At 68.5% G+C, this 25,278-nt stretch carries 21 protein-coding genes; 6 read left to right on the top strand and 15 right to left on the bottom strand.

The window, feature by feature from the left end:
* Nucleotides 1–57: 57 nt before the first annotated feature.
* Nucleotides 58–1,086, bottom strand: coding sequence for a porin (locus ACF8LI_RS04640; RefSeq protein ID WP_016449909.1), 1,029 nt, complete (start codon nt 1,084–1,086; stop codon nt 58–60).
* Between the two features lie 528 nt (nt 1,087–1,614).
* Here ACF8LI_RS04640 and ACF8LI_RS04635 point away from each other — a divergent pair.
* Nucleotides 1,615–2,253: a response regulator transcription factor gene (locus tag ACF8LI_RS04635; RefSeq protein WP_016449908.1), complete on the top strand. Its 639-nt coding sequence runs from the start codon at nt 1,615–1,617 to the stop codon at nt 2,251–2,253.
* A gap of 26 nt (nt 2,254–2,279) precedes the next feature.
* On the opposite strand, the gene ACF8LI_RS04630 is transcribed toward ACF8LI_RS04635, so the two are convergent.
* On the bottom strand, nt 2,280–4,931 hold the full coding sequence (locus ACF8LI_RS04630; RefSeq protein ID WP_392412200.1) for a PAS-domain containing protein: 2,652 nt from the start codon (nt 4,929–4,931) through the stop codon (nt 2,280–2,282).
* A 223-nt stretch (nt 4,932–5,154) separates the two neighbouring features.
* Here ACF8LI_RS04630 and ACF8LI_RS04625 point away from each other — a divergent pair, with 223 nt between their 5' ends.
* Nucleotides 5,155–6,483, top strand: a complete 1,329-nt coding sequence (locus ACF8LI_RS04625; protein ID WP_016449906.1) for a dicarboxylate/amino acid:cation symporter — start codon at nt 5,155–5,157, stop codon at nt 6,481–6,483.
* A gap of 83 nt (nt 6,484–6,566) precedes the next feature.
* Here ACF8LI_RS04625 and ACF8LI_RS04620 read toward each other — a convergent pair whose 3' ends face one another.
* The 9 genes from ACF8LI_RS04620 to ACF8LI_RS04580 form a co-directional block, all read right to left on the bottom strand.
* Nucleotides 6,567–7,448 (bottom strand): MurR/RpiR family transcriptional regulator, encoded by an 882-nt coding sequence (locus ACF8LI_RS04620; RefSeq protein WP_016452430.1) that lies wholly within the window; start codon nt 7,446–7,448, stop codon nt 6,567–6,569.
* Nucleotides 7,449–7,568: 120 nt separating this feature from the next.
* Nucleotides 7,569–8,741 carry a Gfo/Idh/MocA family protein gene (locus tag ACF8LI_RS04615; protein ID WP_017404563.1) on the bottom strand — a complete coding sequence of 391 codons (1,173 nt, stop codon included), beginning with the start codon at nt 8,739–8,741 and terminating at the stop codon, nt 7,569–7,571.
* Between the two features lie 39 nt (nt 8,742–8,780).
* Complete coding sequence (locus ACF8LI_RS04610) at nt 8,781–9,713, bottom strand: TIM barrel protein (protein WP_392412198.1); 933 nt, start codon at nt 9,711–9,713, stop codon at nt 8,781–8,783.
* Between the two features lie 12 nt (nt 9,714–9,725).
* Nucleotides 9,726–10,739, bottom strand: a complete 1,014-nt coding sequence (locus ACF8LI_RS04605) for a Gfo/Idh/MocA family protein (RefSeq protein WP_016449902.1) — start codon at nt 10,737–10,739, stop codon at nt 9,726–9,728.
* Between the two features lie 14 nt (nt 10,740–10,753).
* Nucleotides 10,754–11,575, bottom strand: a complete 822-nt coding sequence (locus tag ACF8LI_RS04600; protein WP_047217206.1) for a TIM barrel protein — start codon at nt 11,573–11,575, stop codon at nt 10,754–10,756.
* The gene (locus ACF8LI_RS04595; protein WP_047217207.1) at nt 11,572–12,519 is read right to left on the bottom strand and encodes a sugar phosphate isomerase/epimerase family protein; all 948 of its coding nucleotides are present in this window, start codon (nt 12,517–12,519) and stop codon (nt 11,572–11,574) included. Before ACF8LI_RS04595 ends, ACF8LI_RS04600 begins: the two co-directional genes overlap by 4 nt.
* Before the next feature lie 24 nt (nt 12,520–12,543).
* Nucleotides 12,544–13,581 carry an ABC transporter permease gene (locus ACF8LI_RS04590; RefSeq protein WP_016449899.1) on the bottom strand — a complete coding sequence of 346 codons (1,038 nt, stop codon included), beginning with the start codon at nt 13,579–13,581 and terminating at the stop codon, nt 12,544–12,546.
* Nucleotides 13,582–13,610: 29 nt separating this feature from the next.
* A complete protein-coding gene (locus tag ACF8LI_RS04585; protein ID WP_046240129.1) occupies nt 13,611–15,161 on the bottom strand; it encodes a sugar ABC transporter ATP-binding protein in 1,551 nt (516 codons plus the stop codon).
* A 79-nt stretch (nt 15,162–15,240) separates the two neighbouring features.
* A complete protein-coding gene (locus ACF8LI_RS04580) occupies nt 15,241–16,221 on the bottom strand; it encodes a sugar ABC transporter substrate-binding protein (protein WP_392412195.1) in 981 nt (326 codons plus the stop codon).
* Between the two features lie 218 nt (nt 16,222–16,439).
* On the opposite strand from ACF8LI_RS04580, the gene iolD reads away from it, so the two are divergent.
* From iolD to ACF8LI_RS04560, 4 genes are all read left to right on the top strand, one after another.
* Nucleotides 16,440–18,323, top strand: a complete 1,884-nt coding sequence (gene iolD, locus ACF8LI_RS04575) for a 3D-(3,5/4)-trihydroxycyclohexane-1,2-dione acylhydrolase (decyclizing) (protein WP_392412193.1) — start codon at nt 16,440–16,442, stop codon at nt 18,321–18,323.
* Nucleotides 18,324–18,412: 89 nt separating this feature from the next.
* The gene (iolE, locus tag ACF8LI_RS04570) at nt 18,413–19,339 is read left to right on the top strand and encodes a myo-inosose-2 dehydratase (RefSeq protein ID WP_392412192.1); all 927 of its coding nucleotides are present in this window, start codon (nt 18,413–18,415) and stop codon (nt 19,337–19,339) included.
* A 44-nt stretch (nt 19,340–19,383) separates the two neighbouring features.
* Nucleotides 19,384–20,481: a porin gene (locus ACF8LI_RS04565; RefSeq protein ID WP_392412190.1), complete on the top strand. Its 1,098-nt coding sequence runs from the start codon at nt 19,384–19,386 to the stop codon at nt 20,479–20,481.
* Nucleotides 20,482–20,616: 135 nt separating this feature from the next.
* Nucleotides 20,617–21,591: a DUF4434 domain-containing protein gene (locus ACF8LI_RS04560; RefSeq protein WP_392412189.1), complete on the top strand. Its 975-nt coding sequence runs from the start codon at nt 20,617–20,619 to the stop codon at nt 21,589–21,591.
* Nucleotides 21,592–21,607: 16 nt separating this feature from the next.
* Here ACF8LI_RS04560 and ACF8LI_RS04555 read toward each other — a convergent pair whose 3' ends face one another.
* The 4 genes from ACF8LI_RS04555 to ACF8LI_RS04540 all read right to left on the bottom strand — a co-directional run bounded on the left by ACF8LI_RS04555 (nt 21,608) and on the right by ACF8LI_RS04540 (nt 25,271).
* Nucleotides 21,608–22,753: an acyl-CoA dehydrogenase family protein gene (locus tag ACF8LI_RS04555; RefSeq protein ID WP_047327189.1), complete on the bottom strand. Its 1,146-nt coding sequence runs from the start codon at nt 22,751–22,753 to the stop codon at nt 21,608–21,610.
* A gap of 26 nt (nt 22,754–22,779) precedes the next feature.
* Nucleotides 22,780–23,481: an alginate O-acetyltransferase AlgF gene (locus ACF8LI_RS04550; RefSeq protein WP_016449891.1), complete on the bottom strand. Its 702-nt coding sequence runs from the start codon at nt 23,479–23,481 to the stop codon at nt 22,780–22,782.
* 17 nt (nt 23,482–23,498) lie between these two features.
* Nucleotides 23,499–24,962 carry an AMP-binding protein gene (locus tag ACF8LI_RS04545; RefSeq protein WP_392412186.1) on the bottom strand — a complete coding sequence of 488 codons (1,464 nt, stop codon included), beginning with the start codon at nt 24,960–24,962 and terminating at the stop codon, nt 23,499–23,501.
* A gap of 69 nt (nt 24,963–25,031) precedes the next feature.
* Entirely contained in the window at nt 25,032–25,271 is a 240-nt protein-coding gene (locus ACF8LI_RS04540; protein WP_016449889.1) for an acyl carrier protein, read from the bottom strand.
* Between the last annotated feature and the right edge of the window lie 7 nt (nt 25,272–25,278).

Raw genomic sequence — 25,278 nt, 5'->3', positions numbered from 1 at the left:
CTCGCTGAAAGTTCGGGACGTAAGTCCCCGGCCCGTGCTGGCAGGCCAGGCGTCGCCTTAGAAACGGTGGCGGATACCCGCGATCAGGCTGGTGCCCGACTTCAGGTCCGTGATGCGGTCGTGCATCAGCACGGTGTACACATCGGTGCGCTTGGACAGGTAGTGGTCGTAGCCCAGGCTGGCCGTGGTGCGCGTGGAGTCCACGGCGCCGATCTCGGCCTTGGTGCGGGCGAGGGCTGCCTTGATGGTGCCGGCGCTGCTCACGGGCACGTCCAGGCCCAGCGAGTAGGTGCTGTTCTTGCGGTCCAGGTCCTTGACCTTGGCCTGGCCGTAGGTCGCGTACAGCTTGGCCACTTCGAAGTTGTAGGTGCCGCCCAGCATCCAGTCGGTTTTGGTGGGCATGACGGCCAGGCTCACGGGGTTGCTGATCTGGGCGCGTTCGTAGAAGGCCACCAGGCTCAGCGGGCCGCCGAAGTACATGGCGTTCACGCCGATGTTCTTCTTGCCGGAGTCGCCGCCCTTTTCACCGAACTGGTAGTGGACGTTGGCCTGCAGGCCGCCGAACTTGGGCGTGCTGTAGACGATCTGGTTGCTCCAGCCGGTGTCCGACGGCGTGGTCAGGTTGGCCGAGCCCCAGGCTGCCGTGCCCACGTTGGCGTGCAGCACCAGCGGGGAGATGGTGAAGGAGTCGCCGAAGGGGTTGGTCAGGATGGTGGGCAGGAAGTTGGGCGCCATGCCGCGGCCCAGGCGCACCGTGCCGAAGCCGCCGGACAGGCCGACGTTGGCATCGCGCGAGAAGTACGGGTCGCCGTCGAAGCGGCCGGGGCTGCCGGTGTCCACGCGCATGAAGGCCGTCAGCTGGAAATCGACCTTCAGGCCGCCGCCCAGGTCTTCCTGGCCCTTCATGCCCCACCAGGAGGTGGTCATGCCGCCCGAACCCACGACGCCCTTGCCGCTGGCGTCGCCAGCCATGCGCATGGAGCCGGCATAGGCGTCCACCAGGCCTGTCAGCTGGACCGAGCTTTGGGCGTGTGCAGCGCCGGCGCAGGCCAGTGCAGCGGCCAGTGCGATGAAGGAACGTTTCATGTTGAGGAGTCTTTCATTGTTGGATAGTGGAAACGGTTGGCCAGTGCTGTGACCGGGGCAGACGATGAGGCAAACGCCCTGGGCGGGCTATGTGGCAAACCTGGGACAGTGGCGTTTTCGCATCAGGGTCCGGCCGGTGTCGGCGTGCCTTTGCGGTGCGCGCGCGAGGCAGTCCAGACTGGCTAAGCCGCGTATTACAACGCATCCCAGCCATTGCACCGGCCAGAAAGTGGTGTCTTTGACACAGTTATGACGAAACTTAATTTGTGTTTTGCACTCTCGCGGCTTGAACGCTGCCGTGCACTGGGTTGGGGCCGGGGCACCAGGCCTGTGCAGCAGGTCCTTGCAAGAGGGCTCAAAGGTCAATTCAGGGCTCCTTGTTCGTCGGTTGGAGGAAGATTTCCGCCTGTTGCCAGGCCTGTGGCTGCAACTGATTGCAAACGGCGTGCCAGCCTGCAACCCGGCCACCGGCCTCCACGGGGGTCCATGAGCCGGGCATGTGTTTGCAGACGTGTCAGACTCGCGCCCATGTCCGAATCCACCTTGCTCGTTGCCGATGACCACCCGCTGTTCCGCGCTGCGGTGATCCATGTGCTGCGCGAGGCCCTGCCGCAGTTCGCCGTGCTGGAGGCCGCAAGCGCTGCGACCCTGGGGGCGGCGCTGCAGCAGCACCCCGAGATCGAACTGGTGCTGCTGGACCTGGCCATGCCGGGCGCGCGCGGCTTCTCCGCGCTGCTGCATGTGCGCGGCGAGTACCCCGACATTCCGGTGGTGGTGATCTCATCCAACGACCATCCGCGCGTGATCCGCCGTGCCCAGCAGTTCGGTGCCGCGGGCTTCATTCCGAAGTCGGCGCCGGCCGAGGCCATAGGCACGGCCCTGCAGGAAGTGCTGGACGGCGGCAGCTGGTTCCCGCCCATGGCCGCCGAGCGCTCCGAGGCCGACGCCGCGCTGGCCGCGCGGCTGGCCCAGCTCACGCCCCAGCAGTTCCGCGTGCTGCTGTGCCTGGCCGACGGCCTGCTCAACAAACAGATCGCCCATGAACTGGGGCTGGCCGAGAACACCGTCAAGGTGCATGTGACGGCCATTCTCAAGAAGCTGGAGTGCTACAGCCGCACGCAGGCTGCCGTGCTGGTCAAGAGCCTGGAGAACGACGGCACGGCCTGAACTCCATGCCGCGGCGTGCCGTGCCCCTACCGGTGGCGCAGCAGCATCTGGCTCATGAGCGCGCGCAGCGCGGGCGGGCGCACGGGCTTGGCCAGAAAGCCCCAGCCGCGCTCGGCCGCCTGGCGGCGCAGCATGCCGTCGCGCTCGGCCGTGACCAGGATCACGGGCGGCGACTGGCCCCAGCGCTGGCACAGCTGCGCGTAGACATCGGGGCCGTGCAACTGGCCCAGGCGCACATCGAGCAGCACCAGTTGCGGTGCCTCGCCGGGCGCGGCCAGCGCCAGCGCCTCGGCCGGGCCGCCGGCCAGCGGCACGCTGCAGCCCCAGCGCTGCAGCAGGGCGCGCATGGCGGTGCAGGACTGGGGATCGTCCTCCACATACCAGGCGTTCATGCCCTGCAGCGGTGCATCCTGGTCCGGGTCGCCGGTCTGCGCGCTTGCGGCGATCTGCGGCACGGCGCCCGGGTCGCCCAGCGGCACGCAGACCCAGAACACGCTGCCCCGCCCCAGTTGCGAGCGCAGGCCGATCTCATGGCCCAGCAGCCGGCCCAGGCGCTCGACGATGGCCAGGCCCAGCCCGGCACCACGGTCGTCGCCATGGCCCTCGTCCAGGCGGCGGAATTCCTCGAAGATCTCGTGCTGCAGGCTCTCGGGAATGCCCGGTCCCTGGTCGTGCACCTCGATGCGCAACTGCTGGCCCTGGCGCCGGCAGCCGATGACGATGCGGCCCTGGCGCGTGTAGCGTATGGCGTTGGACAGGAAGTTCTGCAGGATGCGGCGCAGCAGGGCCTCGTCGCTGCGCACGACGCAGCGCGTGTCCACCGCGCTCAGGCGCAGGCCCCGGCTTTCGGCCAGGATGCCGAAGTTGTGGCGCATGACCTGCAGCAGCGGGCCCAGCGCGAAGTCGCGCACGCGCACCTCCAGCTGGCCCGATTCCATGCGCGAGATGTCCAGCAGGCTGCCCAGGATGGCGTCCTGCGCGGCCAGGGCGCCGTCGATGCTGTCGGCCACGTGGCGGCCCGCCTCGTCATGCAGATGGCTGCGCAGCAGGGAGCTGAACATGCGCGCGGCGTTCAGAGGCTGCAGCAGGTCGTGCACCGCAGCGGCCACGAAACGGGTCTTGTAGCGGTTGGCCTGCTCGGCCTCGCGCTTGGCCTCGGCCAGGTCGCGCGTGCGCTCGGCAATGCGCTGCTCCAGCGCATCGGCCAGCGAGCGCAGCTCGCGTGCGGCGTTCTTGTAGCTGGTGATGTCGGCATAGCTGGTGACGAAGCCGCCGTCGGGCAGCGGGTTGCCGCGGATCTCCAGCACCGTGCCGTCGTCCTTGGTGCTTTCGCGCAGGTGCGGGCTGCCGCTGCGCAGATGCTGCAGCCGCCGGTGGATGGCCTCTTCGATGGGGCCGGGCCCCAGCAGGCCGCGCCGGGCGTTGTACCGAAACAGGTTCTCTATGGGCTGGCCCGTGCGCAGCAGTTCGGAGGGAAAGCGGAACAGCTCCACGTAGCGCGAGTTCCAGGCCACCAGGTTGAGGTCGGCATCGATCACCACCACGCCCTGGGGCAGGTGCTCCAGGCTGCGGCTCAGTCCCGTGTCGGCCTGGCGCGCGGCCTGGACGATGCCGTCCTGGGCCGTGCGCAGCTCCTGGGCATGCTGGCGCAGCACGGTCTCCAGCTCCAGGCGGCTGCGCAGGCGCAGCGCGGCCAGCCGCCTGCGCTGGCGCACGAACAGCACCAGCATGCCCAGGGCCAGCCAGCCCCCCGCCGCGGCCGCCGCCGCCCAGCGGCTGGCCACGGTGCTGGCCTGCGTGTCATGCAGCAGGTGCAACTGCCAGTCGCTGCCGGGCAGGGGCAGGGTCTGCCACAGCGTGGTGCCGGGCAGGGCGGGTTCCTGCATCTGCACCAGGCGGCTGCCTTGCTCCAGGCCCTGGCGCACCCGGTAGCGCATGGGGTGCAGTTCCTGGTCGATGTACTGGCGCGTGGCGGCCAGGTCCGCCTCGTCGGCGGGGCTCAGGGGTGACAGCAGGCGGTAGCGCCAGTCGGACTGGCTGGCCAGGAAGACCACGCCGTGCTCGTCCGAGGCCATGACCACGTCAGGCGTCTGCAGCCATTCGCGCTCCAGCTCCAGCAGCGCGATCTTGATCACCACCAGGCCCGCGACGGCGTTGTGCTCGTCCAGGATGGCCTGCGACAGGAAGTAGCCCGGCAGGCCCGTGGTCAGGCCGATGCCGTAGAAGCGCCCGCTGCCGCGCGACAGCGCCTGCTGCACATAGGGCCTGAAGCTGTAGTCCACGCCCACGTTGCTGCGCGTCTCGCGCCAGTTGCTGGCGGCCAGGGCCGTGCCGTGGCGGTCGATCAGGGTCAGCGTGGACGACTGGCTGGCGCCGTTGGCCTGCTCCAGCTTGCGGTTGAGGGCATCGACCTCGGCGGGAGACAGCGGGTGGGTGAGGGCGGCGCGCAGCTGCGCATCCAGCGCCAGCACCTCGGGCAGGGTGCGGTAGCGGTCTATGCGCTGGCCCAGGGCCTGGGCGTAGAGGCTGAGCTGGCGCTGCACGCTTTCGGCCTCGCCGCGCAGGGCGCGGTGATAGACCAGCTCCCCGGCCAGCAGCATGCAGGCGAGCATGCCGCCGAACAGCAGCAGCAGGGTCCAGAAGGAGCGGCGTGAAGGGCGTCGAACGGGTTGGGGCATGGTGGTCTGGGCCCGATTGGGCGCCAGCTTGGTGCCTTCCAGGGACGGGAAGGGGTTGGGGATTACCCTGATTCTGCGTCCATTCTCCCTGGGAGAGCGCCTGCGCCTAATACCAATAGGTTATCGGCGCCGGAGGATGCCAGCGGTACAACCTGCACCTTCCCGCAACTTGCCGCACCTCGGTGGTGCGTCAACCCCACAGAAATCCTGCCGGAGCCGCACCATGCATGCCGTCCCCACCCACGCCGCCAGCCCCGAGCGGCTGCCCTTCTACCGCCAGCTGTATTTCCAGGTGGTGGTCGCCATCGTGGCGGGCGTGCTGCTCGGCCACTTCGAGCCCCAGTACGCCGAGCAGTTCAAGCCGCTGGGCGACGCCTTCATCAAGCTGGTGAAGATGATCATCGCGCCGGTGATCTTCCTGACCATCGTCACCGGCATTGCGGGCATGACGCACCTGCGCACGGTGGGCCGGGTGTTCCTCAAGGCCATGGCCTACTTCCTGTTCTTCTCCACGCTGGCCCTGGTGGTCGGCATGGTGGTGGCGCACGTGGTGCAGCCTGGCGCGGGCATGAACATCAACCCGGCCGACCTGGACCAGGCTGCCGTGAAGGGCTATGTGGCCAAGTCGCATGAGCTGACGCTCACCGGCTTTGCCATGGACATCATCCCCAAGACGCTGGTCAGCCCCTTCGTGGGCGACAACATCCTGCAGGTGCTGTTCGTGGCCGTGCTGTTCGGCATCTCGCTGGCCATGGTCGGCGACGCCGGCAAGCCCGTGCTCAACTTCCTGGAGGCGCTGACGGCCCCCGTGTTCAAGCTGGTCGGCATCCTGATGAAGGCTGCGCCGCTGGGCGCCTTCGGCGCCATCGCCTTCACCATCGGCAAGTTCGGCCTGGGTTCGCTGGTCAACCTGGCCTGGCTGGTGGGCTCGTTCTACATCACCTCGCTGCTCTTCGTGGTCGTGGTGCTGGGCTTCGTGGCGCGGCTGTGCGGCTTCTCGGTGCTCAAGCTGGCACGCTACCTGAAGGCCGAGCTGCTGCTGGTGCTGGGCACCTCGTCCTCGGAATCGGCCCTGCCTTCGCTGATGCAGAAGATGGAGCGCGCCGGCTGCGGCAAGTCCGTCGTGGGCCTGGTCGTGCCCACGGGCTATTCGTTCAACCTGGACGGCACCAACATCTACATGACGCTGGCCGCGCTGTTCATCGCCCAGGCCACCAACACCCACCTGACCCTGGGCCACGAGATCGCGCTGCTGCTGGTGGCCATGCTCAGCTCCAAGGGAGCTGCCGGCGTGACCGGCGCGGGCTTCATCACGCTGGCCGCCACGCTGGCCGTGGTGCCCGAGGTGCCCGTGGCCGGCATGGCCCTGATCCTGGGCGTGGACCGCTTCATGAGCGAGTGCCGCTCGCTGACGAACTTCATGGGCAACGCCGTGGCCACCGTGGTGGTCTCGCGCTGGGAAAACGAGCTGGACTACAGCAAGCTCAACGCCGCCCTGGACGGAGAGCCCGTGCAGGCCCTGCCTGCCGAGGCCGCCGTGGCCAAGGCCTGAGAACGCCCTGGCCAGGGCAAGGGCCGGCAACGGCCCCTGCCTGCCCCACCGCTGCGCCACCCCAGGGTGGCGCTTTGCTTTGTCTACTCGCCTGCCAAGCTGCCGGGCGCGGCTGACGAGCGCAGCGACAGCTCCAGCCGGTAGGCCAGGGCCACGAAAAGGCTTTGCGCCAGCCCCATGGCCGCCGTCAGCGCGCGAAAGCCGAAGGTGGCGCTGTCCTGCACGATCAGGGCCGCCTCGGCCTCGCGCGCAATGGGGCTCATGCGGCTGTCGGTCATGGCGATCAGGTGGGCGCTGCGCTGCCTGGCCCACTGCGCCACCTGCACGGTTTCGTCCGCATAGGGCATGAAGGAAATGGCGATCATCACGTCGCCGCTGCGCACCGACCGGATCTGCCCCTGCTGCATGCTGCCCAGCGCGCTGAACAGGCCTATGCGCTTGTCGGTGTGTTGCAGCGCATATTCCAGATACACGGCCACGGGAAACGAGCGGCGCGAGCCGGCGATCCAGATCGCCTGCGTGCCGGCCAGCAGCTCCACCGCCCGGTCGAATGCCTGACCGTCCAGGTTCTGGCGCAGCTGCTGCATGCCGGCCATGCCGCCTTTGAGGAATTCGTCGGCAATCTGCACGGGCTCCAGGGCGGCGGGGCCGGCCTCGACCATGTCGCGCACGCGCAGCTCATAGGCGCGGCCCGGCGCGATCTGCTCGGCAAGGCCTTCGCGGAACAGGCGCTGCATCTCGGAAAAACCCGAGAGCCCGAAATGCTTGGCAAACCGTACGACGGCTGAGGGCTGCACACCACATTGCGCGGCAAGGGACTGTATGCCTTGCAGGCCGAGCTGGTCGCGGTGGACCTCGATGTGGCGGGCAATGGCCTTGAGCTGCCGGCTCAGGCCATCGTATTCCTGGGCAATCTGCTGCAGGAGTCGGTCCACGGATGCGGGGGGCGGCGGGGAAGGGCTCATCGCAGGCGGGCCGGTGGGCGATCCCGGGGCAAGGGATCGACTGATTTCTGGATGGGCCATGATGCCATGGCGATCCCCGGGTCCCGGGCCGCTGGCAGCCCAGGCGGGGCATGGCATTCCCTAGCAGTAGTCCACCCAGATCCCGCCGGCATCGGCCGAGCGCACGCAGTTCTCCACCCAGCGCACGCCCTCGATGCCAGCGTGGATGTCCGGATGGAGGATGGTTTGCAGCGCCTCGCGATCGCGCCTGTCCGTGGCCTCCATCGCCAGCGCGAAGCGGTGGTAGAGGTTGGACCATGCTTCGAACAGGCCTTCCGCATGGCCTGCGCTGATGCGGTCTTCCTGCAGCGCGGCGGGGTGCAGATAGCCCATGCCGCGATCGAGCACCTGCGCCGGCTGGCCCTGGACTTCGTGGCGCAGCTGGTTGGGGTGTTCGTCCCACCATTCGAGGCTGGCCCTGGCGCCGATGACGCGCAGCTTGTGCCCATGCATGGAGCCGCTGTTGACCGCGCAGGCCCACAGGTAGCCCATGGCGCCGCCCTGGTACTGCATGAGGGTGAAGGCGTTGTCCTCCAGCGGGGCGCGGCTGCTGACGAAGCTCTGCCGGCTGCACATCAGCCGCTCGATCTTCAGCCCCGGCAGCATCACCTGGGAAAGGTACAGCGGATGCGTGCCAATGTCGCCCAGCACATAGCTGGGGCCGGCAAAGGCCGGGTCCATGCGCCAGCGCGCGGCGGGGCTGGACTGCTCCACCGCCTCGCTGTGAAAGCCGTGCGAGAACTGCATCTGCACGATGCGGATGTCGCCCAGCTCGCCCCGCGCGATCATCTCGCGCGCCTGGGCGATGAGCGGGTGGCCGGCATAGCCGTAGGCCACGCCGACCATGCGGTTCCTGGCAAGGGACAGCTCCAGCAGCTCCTTGGCCTCGGCCGTGGTGAAGCACAGCGGTTTCTCGCAGACCACGTGCAGGCCTGAGAGCAGGGCGGCCTTGCAGATCTCGAAATGGGTGTTGTTGGGCGTGGCGATGGATACCGCGCGAATGCCGTCCGGGCGGCCGGCCTCGGCCTCGAACATCGCCCGGTAGTCGGCGTAGCAGCGCTGCACGTCCACGCCCAGTTGTTCGCCGAACCGGCGCCCGCGCGCGGCATCGATGTCGAACGCCCCGGCCACGAGCCGGAAATTGTGGTCGCGCAGCGCCGCCGACCGGTGCACATGGCCGATCTGGCTGTTGTGTCCGCCGCCGACCATGCCCCAGGCAATCGGGCGGCCGGGCAGAAGGGTTCCGTCGATCATGGTGTCCACCTTTGTGTTGCGTCTTCAGCAAAAGCGTCTTCAGCAAAAACCTGTGCGGGCCAGGAAGGCGCGGCTGGCGGCCACGTCGGGCAGGCTGGCACCCGCATTGCGCGGGTCGCGCTCCTGCTCCACCGTGATGCAGCCTGCATAGCCGATCTCCCGTAGCGTGGCGCCTATGGCCGGATAGTCGAGCACGCCTTGGCCGATGGGGCACATCACGCCCCGGGCGCAGGCGTCGAAGAACGCAATGCGCTCGCCCATCACCTGCCCGTACACCTGGGCGTCTATGTCCTTGAAATGCACGTATTCCAGCCATGCCGCATGCCGGCGCAGCCAGCTTGCCGGGTCCATGCCGCTGTAGTGCAGGTGGCCGGTATCCAGGCACAGTCCGGCGGCCTGCGCCGGCACGTCGGCGGCGATGCGGTCGATCTCGTCGGCAAATTCGATGTAGCCGCCCGCATGCGGATGGATCACCGCGCGCACGCCGAAGCCGCTCCAGGCAAGGTGCGCTATCTGGCGGATGTGATCGACCATGGCGGCCCAGCGTGCATCGGACAGGCGCGGGGCGCGGTCCGGGTGGCCGGCCTCGAAGTCGCGCTCGGGGTGGCCCCAGTCCATCACCACGAGATAGGGCGCCGGGTAGCGTTGCCCGGCTGCAGCGGCCGGCCTGGGAAGCTGGCTGATGAGTCCGCAGATCTCGCGAGTCTGGCGCAGCAGCTGCGGCAGCCGGGCCGGCGAGACGAGATCGTCGAAGATCGTACCGGCGGTGATGCACAGGCGCCGCTGCGTGAATTCCGTGCGTACCAGGGCCGCGTCGAGCGGGATGTAGCCGCAGGGGCCGAGTTCCATGCCCCGAAAGCCCGCCTCGCAGGCCTCGTCCAGCACCTGGCGCCAGGGCGGCAGGTGCGGGTTGTCCACGTTGTCCACGCCCCAGCAGCAGGGCGCGCAGCCAATGGTCAGGGTCGCAGTCATGGCGTCAGGGGCTCAGGGCTGGTAGAACGCAGGGCGTGCTGCGCTCGCCATGCGCTCTATCGCGCCGGAGGACTGCGCCAGCAGGCAGGCATCGGCGGCCACTGCGGCGGCGTAGCCGTCCCAGGCCGAGGGACCTGTCAGTTGCCGGTCGCGCACGCCGTCGATGAAGGCCTGCAGCTCCGCGTCGTAGGCGGCGATGAAGCGCTGCTTCCAGTCGGTCAGCAGGGGCGTGCAACTGCTGGCCGCGCGCTTCATGGGCACGGCCGCAGGCTCCGGCAGGCGCGCGATGCCCGTCTCGCCCACCACTTCGCACTGGATGTCGTAGCCGTACCGGCAGTTGACGAATACCTCCACGTCGATGCGCACACCGCCCACGGTCTCCAGCAGGATGATCTGCGGATCGTTCAGATGCGGCAATGCGTGGCGCGTCTTCCTGGGGAACACCACCTGGGCGCTGGCGTAGTCGTCGTCCAGCAGCCAGCGCAGGACATCGAGCTCGTGGATCAGCGTGTCGGTGATGGCCATGCTGGTGGTGTAGCCCCCGGCCACCGTGGGATTGCGGTGCGCGCAGTGCACCATCAGGGGCGCGCCAATCTCGCCGGCGGCGATGACATGGCGCAGCGCACGGTAGCCCGCGTCGTAGGGGCGCATGAAGCCGACCTGCACCAGGCGCCGGCCCTGCGCCACCTCTGCTTGCACGATGCGCATGCAGCCTGCGGCGGTCACCGCCAGCGGCTTTTCACAGAACACGGGCTTGCCGTGGGCGATGGCCTCCAGCACCAGTTCCTCGTGCGAGGGACCCCAGGAGGTGACCAGCACCGCCTGCACCTGTGGCGCAGCGATCAGTGCCCGGCCGCTGTCCATGATCTCGATGGCCGGATCATGTCTGGCCACCACGTCCCGCGCCTGCTGCGCATCGATGTCTGTCACCGCCACCACCCGGGCGCCCGACAGCACCCGGGAGATCCTGCGGATGTGGTCTTGTCCGATGGCTCCGCAGCCTATTGCTCCGATCTGCAGCGTCATATGGTTCCCTTCTTTCAAAGCAATGAATGGCGGATGAAGTCCATGCTCTGGCGCAGCAGGGCTTCGTTGCTGTCCGCGTCCGTGATCCGGGCCGCGAACGGCTCGAACGAGACCGGGCCGCCATAGCCGCGATCGAGCAGTTCTCGCAACTGGGCGATGTTGCCCAGGCGGTCTCCTTCGCCGACCAGCACGCGGTGGCCGTCGCGCATCTGGCCGTCTTGGAGCCGGTGGTCCTCGACGCCCGAGACATGCACCAGCCCGGTCAGGTCGGGAAAGAAGATGTCTTCGCCGGCCAGGTAGTGGTGGAAGCTGTCGTGCACCAGCCTGAAGTGGCGTTCGCCGGCTGCGCCGTAGATCGCCTCGACGGCATCGGACTTGCGGCGCAGCGCGCACTCGGCAAAGCCCAGGGGCTCGACCAGTCCCTGCACGCCATGGCCATCGAGGAGGGGGCGCAGCTGCCTGAGGGCACGCACCAGGTCGCGCCGCCGCTGGCCGGGCGTGCGCGGGTCGGCCCTGTCGTTCAACGGGCACATGACCAGGGCCCGGGCGCCGCAGTCACGCGCATACGCCGCCAGCGCGCGCGCCTTGCGCTCCAGGCCGGCGTCGAAAACGTCGAAGGGATACAGCGCGTTGATGGACACGATGGTGATGCCGGCCTGCCGCGCCGCGGCCTGGATGGCGGCGGGCGCCGTGCCGTCGCAGGTCTCGGCATGGGACAGGTCGTTGCGGATCTCGATGGCCGACACGCCCAGGCGCCGGCACATGGCCAGGTAGCCGGCAAACGGCATGCGAGAGGCGCTGATGCGGTTGATGGCGAAATGGATGGGATTCGTCATGGGCCGGGACTCGGGTGGGAAGCGGTGGTCAGGGGCGCAAAGCGGTCCGGGAAATGCCTTTCCAGCTGTTGCTGTATCTGTTGGCGCATGAAGCGGCTGGATTCGGCCGCACGCTCTTCCCAGGCGAACACGCAGGACGACAGAACGCCGTCGAAGCCGGCGCTGCCCAGCGTGTCGAAGAACAGGTCCCAGTCGATCTCGCCCTGGCCCATGTCCAGGTGCTGGTGCACGCGGATGTGGTGCGAGCCCGGCGGGTTGACGATGTAGCGCAGCTGGCTGCTCTTCCTGTGGTCGAAGGTGTCGGCCACGCGCACATGGGCCAGCAGCGGCGCGGCTTCGCGCAGCATGGCGGCCATGTCGCCGCCGTAGTGGAAGGTGTGCGGGGCGATATAGGACAGCCGCAGCGCCTTCGAGCCCATGTTCCTCACGATGTCCATGGCCGGCCGCAGCTGCTCTATCCAGTCCTCCGGATGCGGCTCCACGGACAGCGTGATGCCTTCGCGCTCCAGGATGGGCAGCAGCTCGTCCATGGAGCGGAACCAGGCGGCCTCGCACATCTCCTTCGGATTCGCGCCGGCAGGACCGTTCACCGAGCGCTCGGGCGAGGCTCCACGGCCGAACTCCGAGACCATCAGCGCGCACTCCATCTCGATGGCCACCTCGATGGCCTTCTTCCAGCAGCGCATCGCCCATTGCCGTTCGTCCTCGAACGGGCTGGCCCAGCGGTACATGGGCTGCAGCGATGCCAGTGCCACGCCGCTGGCGCGCATGGCCTGGCGGAATGCGGCCATGCGCTCCTTGGTGGCGCGCGGCATCACCCACCAGTCCAGGAAATCGCTGCGCGGCGACAGCTCGATGTGCGCATAGCCCAGTTCGGCCACGGCCTGCGGCAGCCGGTCCAGCGGCTCGTGCCGGATCATGTAGGGATCGAGGGCGATTTTCATGGTGTCTGCCTGCAGGGCGCGCCGTCAGCGCCGCGCCTTCTTGTTGCGGTACTGGTCGGCGACCACGGCCGCGACGATGATGGCGCCCTTGACCATCTCCTGGTAGTAGGCGTCGATGCGGATGAAGGTGAAGCCCGAGGTCATGACGCCCAGGATCAGCACGCCGATCACCGTGCCGGTGATGCGGCCCATGCCGCCGGCCAGCGAGGTGCCGCCGATCACCACGGCGGCAATCGCATCGAGCTCGTACATGACACCCATGCCCGACTGGCCCGAGATGGCCCGCGCCGCCGTCACCGTGCCGGCGATGCCGCCGAGCAGGCCGGCAATCATGTAGACCCAGACCAGATGCCGCTGCACGTTGATGCCCGAAACCACGGCTGCCTGGCGGTTGGAGCCGATGGCATAGGTGAATTTGCCGAAGCGCGTATGGCGCAGCACCACGTGGAAGACGGCGGCGAGCACCAGAAAGATGATCACCGGATGGGCGCCGGAGCCGATCGCTGCGAAGTCGTCGGTCAGCATGGAGACGGGCGTGCCGTTGGTGAACCACTTGGCAAAGCCGCGTGCGGCCACCATGGTGCCCAGCGTGGCGATGAAGGGCGGAATGCCCGTGAAGGCGATCAGCGAGCCGTTGAGCAGGCCGACCATCAGGCCCACGCACATGCCGGCCGCCACCGGCCAGACCACGGGCAGGTCGGTCAGCTGCGGGAACACGGCACGCGGAAAGTCGGACACCTGTGCCAGGCTGGCGGACACCACGGCGGTGGCGGCCACCACCGAGCCCGACGACAGGTCGATGCCGCCGGTGATGATGACGAGGTTGACGCCCACGGCGATGATGCCGATCACCGCCATCTGCAGCACGATGATCTGCAGCCGCTCGGCGTTGAGCAAAAAGCTCTGGCCCACGGTGAGCCAGCCGGCCGCCTCGAAGAACAGTGCAATGCCCAGCAGCACCAGAAAGATGCTCAGTTCCGGCGGCCGCCTGGCCCGGTGCAGCGGGCCGGTGCCCGGGCCGGGCGGGGAGGGGGCCTGCGAAATCGATGGGGTATTGCTCATCTTGCCTGTCTCCGCTTGGGGTCCCCGGCTCAGCGGGAAGCCAGTTCCATGATCCGTACCTGGTCGGCGTCCCTGCGCTCGACGATGCCCGTCATGCGTCCCTCATGCATGACCAGGATGCGGTCGCTCATGCCCAGCACTTCGGGCATCTCCGAGGAAATCATCAGCACGGCCGCGCCCTCGGCGGCCAGCGTGCCGACAAGGCGGTGGATCTCGGCCTTGGCGCCGACATCGATGCCGCGCGTGGGCTCGTCGAGGATGAGGATGCGGGGCCGCGTCAGCAGCCAGCGGCCGATCAGCAGCTTTTGCTGGTTGCCGCCCGACAGGTTCTGTATCTGTTCATGCAGGCCGGGCGACTTGATGCGCAGCGTGCGCGCCATGTGCTCGCAGTCGCGGCGCAGCGCAGCCCGCTCGACGAAGCCGCACTTCACATGGCGGCTGCTCAGTACCGCCATCTCCATGTTGGCCTGCAGGTCCAGGCCCATGAAGCAGCCGGTGTCCTTGCGGTCCTCGGTGAGAAAGGCCATGCCGTGCCGCATGGCCTGCGCGGGCGAGTCGATCTTCACCGGCCGGCCGTCGATGCGGATCTCGCCGCTGGTGGCGGGCACCACGCCGAACAGCGCCTCGGCCAGATTGGAGCGCCCGGAGCCCACGAGGCCGGCCACGCCCAGGATTTCCCCGGCGCGCAGCTCGAAGCCCAGGCCGCTGAACACGCCCTGCACGCCCAGCCCGTCCACGGACAGCACCACGTCGCCCAGGGCCACGTCCTGCTTGGGGAACATCTGTGTGATCTCGCGTCCCACCATCATGCGGATGATGTCGTCGCGCGTGACGTCGGCGGCCGCATGCGTGCCTATGTAGCGGCCATCACGGAACACCGAGAACTCGTCGGCGATCTCGAACAGCTCGTTCATCTTGTGCGTGATGTAGACGATGCCTTTGCCCTGGCTGCGCAGGTGGCCGATGATGCGAAACAGGTGCTCCACCTCCCTGTCGGTGAGCGCGGAGGTGGGCTCGTCCATGATCAGCACCTCGGAGTCGAAGGACACGGCCTTGGCGATCTCCACCATCTGGCGGCTGGCCACGGTCAGCGTGCGCACCTCGGCCCCGGGATCGATGCCGATGGCCAGCCGGTCGAACAGCGCCTGCGTGCGCTGGCGCAGCTGGCGGTGGTCGACCAGGCCGAGGCGATTGAGCGGCTCGCGGCCAATCCAGATGTTCTCGGCCACGCTCATGCCGGGCATGAGGTTCAGCTCCTGGTGGATCATGGCAATGCCCTGCTGCAGCGCATCCAGCGGGCCGTGCAGCGTGACGGGCCTGCCCCTGAGGCGGATCTCGCCCTGGTCGGGCGCATGCATGCCGGCAATGATCTTCATCAGCGTGGATTTGCCGGCGCCGTTCTCGCCCATCAGCGCATGCACGCTGGCGCTGCGCACGCGCAGCTGCACATCGGCCAGTGCCACGACGCCGGGAAACGACTTGCCCACGCCACGCACTTCCAGAAGCCAGTCGCCAGCAGGGGATGGGGAAGCTGCTGGCCAGGGGGCGGCCTGCGGCCTGCCCGGCGAGACGGTGGGCATGGGCACTCCTTGGAGGACAGGTTGTGAAGAGGTGGCGGGGGCGGGGGTGACGGGGCGACGCGGACCAGGCGAGGCCGGCTCAAGGCCTGGCGTACTGGTCCATGTTCTCGGGCGTGACCAGTTCGAAGGGCACGTTCACGAAGCGCTCCACGGCCTGCTTGCCGGCCAGGCGCAGGGCGGCATCGACGGCATTGGCGCCCTGGCCCGCCAGGTTCTGGAAGACGGAGACCTTGAGGTCGCCGTTCTTCATGGACGCCAGCCCGTCCGGCGTGGCGTCTATGCCGGCCACGATCATGTCGGGCGTCCATTTCCTGGCCGACTTCAACGCGTTGATGGCGCCTATCGCCATCTCGTCGTTGTTGGCGAGGATGGCGTCGAACTTCATGCCCGAACTCAGCCAGTTCATGGTGATGTCCTGGCCCTGCGTGCGGCTCCATTTGCCTTCGCGCTTGTCCAGGATCTTCATGCCTGCGCACTCGCGGGTCGCCAGCACTTCCTCGATGTCGCGGGTGCGCACGCGCGCCGAATCGTTGGACAGCTCGCCCATCAGCACCAGCAGGTCGCCCCGGCCGCCCAGCAGCTTGCAGACCTGGCGGGCCTGCAGCGTGCCCGACAGCTTTTCGTCGGACGCGACCACGGCAGTGCCTGCGGGCAGCTTGTCGAAATCCACGGGCTGGCGGTTCACGTAGACCAGCGGAATCCGGGCGGCGCTCACCATGCGGGTGATCTTGGGCGTGGCGTCGGTATCGACCGGGTTGACGATGATGGCGTCGGCCCGCTGGGCAATCATGTTCTGGATCTGGCTCAGCTGCTTGCCCACGTCGTTGCTGGCGTCCTCGATCTGCACGCCGGCTCCGTGCCTTTTCGCTGCATCGACGATGCCGTTGCGCAGGATGGTCAGGCCCGTGTCGTCAAACAGCGCCATCGCCACGCCGATCCTGAGGGGCTGCACTGGGGCCTGGGCCTGCGCTGCCCGTGGTTGTGCCTGAGCCTGGCCATGCAACGGCAGGGCGGCCAGAAGGGCTGCGGCAATGGCAGCCAGCAGGTGTCTTTTACTCATCCCTCGTCTCCTTGTTCCTGAGCGGCAGCGGGGCGCATGCAGGCCCGCATGGACTCGCCACACACCGGATTGCACCGGACCGTGAGGAGAACTGTAGTTCCGCGCCGCGAAATTTTGGAAATTAATTTCTAAGTGATTACACCTAAGGAAAATAATTTCCAATAGTTTTAATCTTTTGACCATGTTCTGAACGGCGGACATCGGAGACAAGGCAAGCCATGACAAGCACTGTGAGATTGACCGTCAGCCAGGCGCTGGTCCGCTACCTGGCGGCCTTGCGGGCCGAGGTCGTGCAGCCGGACGGCAGCACCTCCATCCAGCCCTATTGCGGCGGCGTGTTCGCCATCTTTGGGCATGGCAACGTGGCCGGGCTGGGCGAGGCCCTGCATGCCGAAAGGCACAGGCTGCCCACCTTTCGCGCCCACAGCGAACAGGGCATGGCCCATGCGGCCGTGGCCTTTGCCAAGACCCATTTCCGCCAGCGCATGATGGCCGTGACCTCCAGCATCGGCCCCGGCGCCACCAACCTGGTGACCTCCGCCGCGCTGGCGCATGTGGCGCGCCTGCCGCTGCTGCTGCTGCCCGGGGACATCTTTGCCTCGCGCCTGCCCGATCCCGTCCTGCAGCAGGTGGAGAGCTTCGAGCAGGGTGATCTGAGCGCCAACGACTGCCTGCGTCCGGTCACGCGCTACTTCGACCGCATCATGCAGCCCGGGCAATTGCTGGCGGCCTTGCCGCGCGCCATCCAGGTCATGACCGACCCGGCGCAGTGCGGCCCCGCCTGCCTTGCGCTGCCGCAGGACGTGCAGACCCAGGCCTTCGACTGGCCCATGGATTTCTTCCACCCGCCGCTGATCCGCCTGCGCCGCCAGCCGGCCGACGCTGCCGGGCTGGCCGAGGCCGTGGCCTTGTTGGCCTCCGCCAAAAGGCCGCTGATCGTGGCGGGCGGCGGCGTGCTGTACAGCCAGGCCTGGGAGGCCTTGCGCGTGTTTGCCGAAACGCATGGCGTGCCGGTGGCCGAGTCGCAGGCCGGCAAGGGCAGCCTGGCCTGGGACCATGCCCTCAACCTGGGCGCCATCGGCGTGACCGGCTCGCCGGCTGCCAACCACGCGGCCCGGCACTGCGATGTGCTGCTGGCCATCGGCACGCGGCAGCAGGATTTCACCAGCGGCTCGCAGGCGCTGTACAGCCAGGCCACGGTGCTGGGCCTGAACGTGCAGCCCTTCGATGCCGCCAGGAAGCGTGGCCGCCAACTGGTGGCCGATGCCCGTATTGGCCTGGCCCAGCTGGGTGCAGGATTGGCCGGCTGGCGGGCCGACCCACGGTGGACCGAAGAGCTGCGCGCCCGGGCCTCAGCCTGGGCACAGCGCGTGGCGGAGCTGACATTGCACGCGCCCCAGGGCGAGCTGCCCTGTGACGCCGAGGTGATCGGGGCCTTGCGCGAGTCTGCCGCCGACGCAGGGCTGGACAGCGCCCGCAATGACGTCGTGGTCTGCGCGGCCGGCACGCTGCCGGCCGAGCTGCACAAGCTGTGGCGCAGTGGCCTGCCGGGCAACTACCACGTGGACTATGCCTATTCCTGCATGGGCTACGAGATCGCGGGCGGCCTGGGCGTGAAGCTGGCAAGGCCCGAGCGCGAGGTCATCGTGGTCGTGGGCGATGGCTCCTACATGATGCTCAACGCCGAGCTGGCCACCTCGGTGCTGCTGGGCCGCAAGATCATCGTCGTGGTGCTGGACAACCGCGGCTACGGCTGCATAGAGCGGCTGCAGGTGCGCTGCGGCGGCGCCAGCTTCAACAACATGCTCGATGACTGCGTGCCCGAGGGGGGCGAGCGCTCGTCCATCGATTTCGCCCGCCATGCCGCTGCGATGGGGGCCGAGGCCGTCCACGTGGGCGGTGTGCAGGAACTGCGCCGCGAAATGCTGCGTGCGCGGGCGTCCCGCCGCAGCCAGGTGCTGGTGATAGACACCACCCACCACCGCACCACGGCCGACGGCGGCGCCTGGTGGGAGGTTGCCGTGCCCGAGGTCTCGGGCCGCCCCGAGGTCCAGGGCGCGCGGCGCGAGTACCTGCACCACAAGGCAGGCCAGCGGCGCTGACGCCGCGCCACCGTCGCCCTGCCCGATTTCTGCCCATCTGCCCATCTGCCTAACTGTCTAGGCGCCTATCTGCCCCAAGGAGGACTCGCATGAACTGGAAGGTTCGCATCGGTATCAATCCCCTGTCCTGGATGAACGACGACCTCCCTTCGCTGGGGAGCGATACGCCGCTGGACACGGCACTGAAGGAGGGTGCCGAGATCGGCTACGCGGGTTTCGAGCTGGGCAACAAGTTTCCGAAAACCGGCCCCGCGCTCAAGGCCAGGCTCGACGCGTACGGGCTGGCCTGCGTCTCCGGCTGGTACTCGGGCTTTCTGGCGCAGGCCGATGCGGGCAGCGACGACCAGGCCCTTGCCGCCGAGGCCGAGCGCTGCAAGCCCCACATGGACAGGCTGCGCCACAACGGCGTCGACGTGGTGGTCTATGGCGAATGCGCGGGCACGGTCCAGGGGCAGATGGGCACGCCTGTGTCCCGGCGCCCGCGCTTTGCCGACGATGCGGCCTGGCAGCGCTATGCGTGGCGGCTGGATGCCTTTGGCGCGCACCTGCTGGAGTGTTACGGCATCCGGCTGGCCTATCACCACCACATGGGCGCCCAGGTGGAATCCCCGCAGGATGTGGACCGCCTGATGGCGCTGACCGATCCGCGCAAGGTCTTTCTGCTGTTCGATACCGGCCATGCCTACTACGGCGGCGCGGCCGATCCGGCGGCGCTGCTGAAAAAACATGTGGCGCGCGTGGCGCATGTGCATTGCAAGGATGTGCGTCCCCAGGTGATTGCCCAGGCGCGCCAGGGCGACTGGAGCTTTCTGCAGGGCGTGGTCAACGGCATCTTCACGGTGCCGGGTGACGGCGCGCTCGACTTCGAGGCGGTGCTGCGCACGCTCAGGGATGCCGGCTACCAGGGCTGGCTGGTGGTCGAGGCCGAGCAGGACCCCGCCATCGCGCCCGGCTACGCATACGCGAAAAAGGGCTACGAGACGCTGCGCGCGCTCGTGGAGCGGCTGGGCGCCTGAGGCCATCCGGCATCGAGGCATGAAAACCAAGGGAGGACAACGTCATGACATCTGCAATCCACCACGCCCTGCGGGGCCCTGCGGCCCGGGCCACCGTACCTTGCCTGTGCGCTGCGGCGCTGGCCGGCGCAGCCAGTCTGGCCACGGCGCAAGGCAGCGTCACGCTGTATGGGCGCATCGTCAGCGGTGTCGACTATATGAACCGCATTGCCGTGGGGCCGGGCCGGTCTTCCGATCAACTCCGGCACGCCGGGCAATGGGGCGCGACCTGGTGGGGGCTGCGCGGGGCCGAGGACCTGGGTGGCGGCCTGAGCGCCGTCTTCCATCTCGAAAGCCAGTTCTCGGCCGACGACGGCACGGTGGGCGACAGCTTCTTCAGCCGCTATGCGGTGGTCGGCCTGCGAAGCCAGACGTACGGCACGCTGCTGCTGGGCCGGGCCATGGGCATTCCGGACGGCGAGGTCTGGGCGCTGGACCCCATGGGCCTGCAGGCCATGGGCGCGGGCACGCTGCAGGGCAACCGGACCTGGGGGTCGCGCCCCAATGCCATCAGCTACCAGTCGCCGGCCTGGGGCGGGCTCTCGTTTCGCACCCAGCTGGGGCTGAACGGGGAGGCGGGCCGTTCCCGGGCCTGGCGCCAGGCCGCCGCCAGCGTGGGCTATGAGCAGGGGCCGCTGGTGCTCAAGGCCTTCTACGAAGAAATCCGCGACGGCAACGGCGCGTTCGCCTCGCTCTACACGGCATCGCGCCTTTACACGGTGGGCGCAACCTACCGCGTGGGCAGCCTGAAGCTGTTCACGGGCTACAGCCAGATCCGGTCAGGCCTCCTGACGGTGGCCGACGCCGACAACCCGGCAGGCGCCCGCAGGCAGCAGACCTACTGGATGGGCGCCAACTACCAGGCCACGCCGTCGCTGGTGCTGGTGGGCGGCGCCTACCGCGCCAACCGAAGTGGCGGCGGCGCCAGCCTGCTGAGCCTGGGGGCCAATTACCATCTTTCCCGGCGCACCATGCTGTATGGCACGGTCGGCACCCTCTCCAACGGGGGCACAGCCTCGTTCTCGGTGGAGGCCAACAGCGGCAAGCCGCTGCCCGGCTCCGGCCAGCAGGGGCTTTACGCGGGCGTCGTGCACTCGTTCTGAAGCCGCCTTTGCCGCGCATCAACCCTCAGCCCGGCCGGGTCAACCCCCGCTGGGCCGGCCCCCTTGGGGCGGGGCGGTGCCGCTTGGCTGTATTCTTGGCGCTTGCCTTCACGCAGCCTTGCGGCCGTCCCCAACATGCATTTGTCCAGACGCGAATTCCTCGGCGCCGGCGTGGCCGCCGCCTGTGCCTCGCTGGTCGGTTGCGCGGCCTCGGCGCCCGTGTCGGGCAGTTTCCTGCAGCCGTGGCGCAGCCATCTGGAGATGCCGCGCGACCAATGGCGCCAGCGCCTGGCCGCCACCCAGGCGCTGGGCTGCCGCGAGCTGTTCGTGCAATGGAGCGGCCTGCTGGGCGATACCGAGGCGGACAGCTGGATGCTGGCCGACGCGCAGATCGCCGACCTGCTGGACATCTGCACCGAACTGGGCATGGGCGTGCACCTGGGCCTGCCCTATGACGAGCGCTGGTGGAAGCAGATCAGCCTTGACAACGCCGTAGGCCCTGCGCCCTACCTGGCGCATATCGCCGAGCTGGGCGCCAGCCACATGTACGCCAGCACCTGGCCGCGCCATGCGGCCTTTCGCGGCTGGTACATCCCCTACGAGCTGGAGCAGTACCACTGGGCCGCGCCCGAGCGCATCGAGCTGCTGGTGAGCGCGCTGCAACCGCTGGCCCAGGCGGCAGCGGCCACATCCGGCCAGGTGCCCGGCATCTCCACCTATTTCAGCCAGCTGCAGACCCTGGGCAGCCTGCCCACGCTGTGGAGCATCCTGCTGGACCGCGTGTCCCTGCGCCCCATGGTGCAGGACGGCGTGGGCGTGGCGGGCCTGGGCAACTACGAGGCGCTGGCGCCGCTGCAGCAGATGCTGCTCGAGCGCAGGGCGCCGTTCGATCTCATCGTGGAGCTGTTCGAGCAACTGCCGCCCGCGCGGCCCGATGGCTCGGACTTCCAGGCGCGCACGGCCAGCTTCGAGCGCGTGCGTCGCCAATGGGACGTGGCCCGCGACTACGGCGCCCAGCGCGTCGTTGCCTTCGCCATCGATCCCTGGGTGCTGAACGACACGCCCGAAGCCCGGCAACTGCTGCGCGGGTGGAAATCCGCCGCGCGCTGAGCGGCAGGCGGCCGGGTCAGAAGCGCTTGGCGATGATCTCTCGCAGGATCTCGCTGCTTCCGCCGAAGATGCGCAGTGCCCTTGCATCGGCCCAGGCACGGCCGATGCCGTATTCCGCCATGTAGCCGTAGCCGCCGTGCAGCTGCAGCAGCTCGTCCAGCACCTGGCCCTGCAGCTCGGTGGCGTTGAGCTTGGCCATGGCGGCGGTGACGGAGTCCAGCGAGCCTTCCAGGTGCTGGGCCAGGCAGTCGTCCAGGAAGACGCGCAGCATGGTGGTCCTGGCCAGGGCGTCGGCGAACTTGAAGCGGGTGTTCTGGTAGTCGAGCACGCGGCGCCCGAAGACCTTGCGGTTGCGCACGAACTCGGCAGCCTCGTCCAGCATGCCTTCGGTGGAGGCCGCCGCACGCAGCGCGATCGCCAGCCGCTCCTGCGCCAGCTCCTGGGTCACATGCTCGAAGGCTGCGTTCTCGCGCCCCAGCAGGTGGTCGGCCGGCAGGTGCAGCTCGTCGAAGAACAGCTCGCAGGTGTCCTGGCTGTGCTGGCCTATCTTGCGCAGCGCCGGGCCCTTGCCCAGGCCCTTCATGCCTTCTTCCACCACGAACAGCGACAGGCCGCGCGCGCCCAGGTCGGGCTCGGTGCTGGCCAGCACCACCATCAGGCCGGCGTTGACGCCGTTGGTGATGAAGGTCTTCTGGCCGTTGAGCACGTAGCCGCCGCCTTCACTCTCGCTCTTGCGGCGGGCGCGCGTGCGCACGGCCTTGAGGTCGCTGCCCGCGCCGGGCTCGGTCAGCGCGATGGCGCCGATCAGCTCGCCCGTGGCCATGCGCGGCAGCCAGCGGTCCTTCTGCACCTGCGTGCCGAAGTTCCAGAGATAGGGCGCCACCATGTCGGAGTGGATGGAAAAGCCGATGCCCAGGCAGTTGGCACGCGCCAGCGCCTCGATGACCACGGCCGCGTGGCCGAAGTCCCCGCCCTGGCCGTAGGGCGGGGGCAGGTCGCAATTGAGCAGGCCGCTGTCGCCAGCCTTGCGCCACAGGGCGCGCGGCGTGATGCCCTCTGCCTCCCAGTCATTGATGTGGGGCAGGATCTCGGTGGCCACGAATCTGTCCACCTGTTCCTTGAACAGCAGGTGGTCTTCACGCAATACGGAGCGGGTGCGCATGTCTGTGTCGGTCTCCTTGGGCTGGGTCAGGGGCGATAGGTGTCGGTGGCGCTGGCCTGGCCGCGCAGCACGGGGGAGGCGGCCGTACCCGTCATGAACAGGCTGTAGTGGTCGCCCGGCTGCAGCTGGGGCAGTGCCAGCGGCGCGCTGACGGCCTTGGCGCAGCTGGCACTGAGCTGGGCGCTGACCGGGTTGATGGAGCGGCTGGCCGATGCAGCCGGCGCCACGCCCGTGAACAGGGGCGTGCCCGCGGGTGCGACCTGCAGGCTGCCCTGGGGGCAGTCCGTGGTGAGGTTGTAGAAACGCAGCTCGGCCTTGAGCGCGTCCTGGCTGCCGCCGGAGTCGTCGATGGCCGTGAAGCGCGTGGCCGCGTTCTTGCCCTGGCGCTGCGGCACCAGGGTGGTGAAGCTGCCCGGTGCCACCTTCATGCTGCCGGCGCTCTTGCCGTCCAGCTGGATGGCAAAGGGCGTGTCGCCCTTGACGATGGCGTAGCTGCTGGCCGGCTTGCTGCCGGACAGCGTCTGCTCGGGGCCGTCGGCGATCTTCACGCGCAGGCTGCCCGCGTCGGGGTGGACCACGCGCACGAAGGACGAGCCTGCGGGGGGGCGCGCGGCGTACAGCTGGGCCAGCGTGCCTTCGGCATGCGCTGCAGGCAGGCAGGACAGGGCCGCCAGCCCGGCCAGGGTGAACAGTGCTTGGCGCCTCACAGCGGAAAAAACGGAAGTCATGCCTGCAGATCCTTGTTTCATTGGGCGGGGCGCATGCGCGAGTCGAGGTACATGCGCTCCAGTTGCTTGCGGTCGGCCTTGTCGGTCTGGGTCAGCGGAAAGCCATGGCAGGCCAGCAGTTCCGATGGAATCATGTAGGGCGGCACGCGCTGGGCCAGCAGTTCGCGCCATCCGGCCAGGTCTTCGGGCAGGGGGTGCATGCCGGGCGGGCCGCTGCGGTCCAGGTCCACGAAGCCGATCATGCGCACGATGAAGCCGTCGGGCCGCTTGAGTGCCACCGCCGCGCCTGCGCGCACGCCAGGCAGGGTGGCCAGCACGGCATCGACCTCGGCCAGCTCGATGCGGTAGCCGTGCATCTTGATCTGGTCGTCGCGCCGGCCGTGGAAGGTGACCAGGCCCTCGCCGTCGATCTCGCCCAGGTCGCCCGTGCGGTAGCCGCGCTTGCCGTTGCGCATGAACATGCGGGTGGCGTGCAGGTCGGGGCGGTTGAGGTAGCCGCGCATCACATGGTCGCCGGCCACGCAGATCTCGCCTTTGTCCAGGAAGACGTCGGCATAGGGCTTGGCCCGGCCGATGGGAAAGGGCAGCGGCGCGCGCTGGCGCAGCGCGGGGTCGATCTCCACCCAGGTGGTGGAGCAGGTGGCCTCGGTGGGGCCGTAGGAGTTGATGATGCGCGCCTGGGGAAAGCGGCTCCACAGCGCCTCGGCCACGGTGGGCGTGAGCGATTCGGCGCCGAAGACGAAGACGCGCAGGTCGGGCAGGTGCTGCTGGTCGAAGTCGGCATCCAGCAGCTGCTGGCGCACGAAGGAGGGCGTGGACGCCCAGACGTTCACATGGGTGCGCGCCAGGTAGGCGGCAAAGGCCTGGCGGTCGGCAATGGTCTCGCGCGCGCACAGCACGCAGGCACCGCCCGTGACCAGGGCGCCCATCCAGTTGAACAGCGAAAAGTCGAAGCTGAACAGCATCTGGTCCATGAACACCGGCGCCTCGCCCAGGGCCAGGCAGTCGCGTATCCAGCCGGCGAACAGGCCCATGCTCTCGCGCCCGATCTGCACGCCCTTGGGATCGCCCGTGCTGCCCGAGGTGAACATGATGTAGGCCAGCGATTTTTCCTGCAGCGGCTGCGCGGCGATGCCGGTGTCCACAAAGCTGCGGGCCTGCGCGTCGTAGCGCAGGCCGGCCTGCACCAGCGTGGCGATGCGCGCCATGCGCTCGGCCGGGTTGATCACGTCCACGGGGACAAAGGGCACGCCCAGGCGCAGGCAGCCGAGGATGGCCACGAGAAAGGCTGTCTCCTTGTGCCCCGTGATCAGCAGCGGCTCGTCGCGGCGAGCGCCGCGCGCCAGCGCCTGCTGCTCCCATTGCGCCACGGCCTGGGTCAGTTGCTGCCAGTCCAGCGTGCCGGCGGCATCGATGACGGCCGGCCGCTGCGTGCCGGCGTCGGGCTCGATGAAGTCGAAGCGGTCAAAACTGAATCGCATGCGGGCTCCTTGCGGCGGTGGATGGATGGGGATGGCTGCGCAGGCCGGGCCGACAGTGCCGGCGTCTCATCACGCCTTGCGCTGCTCGGCCACGTACTGCGCCAGCGTTTGCACGGACTCCAGGTGCAGGTCGATCTCCGATGGCGGTATCTTGACGCCGAATTCCTTCTCGATGGCCAGGGCCACGTCCACGGCGGACAGCGAGTCCACCAGGCCCGATTCGAGCAGCAGCGTATCGGGCTCGACCGAGGTCAGGATGATGGCTCCGATGATCTGGGCAATCTTGGTTTCGATGTCATTGTGGGACATGCTTTTT

The organism is Delftia sp. WSY_12 (genome assembly GCF_043104645.1).
Lineage (GTDB): Bacteria > Pseudomonadota > Gammaproteobacteria > Burkholderiales > Burkholderiaceae_C > Comamonas > Comamonas tsuruhatensis.
Note: the sequence above shows the minus strand (reverse complement) of the source record. Positions and strands in the feature narration are given on the sequence as shown.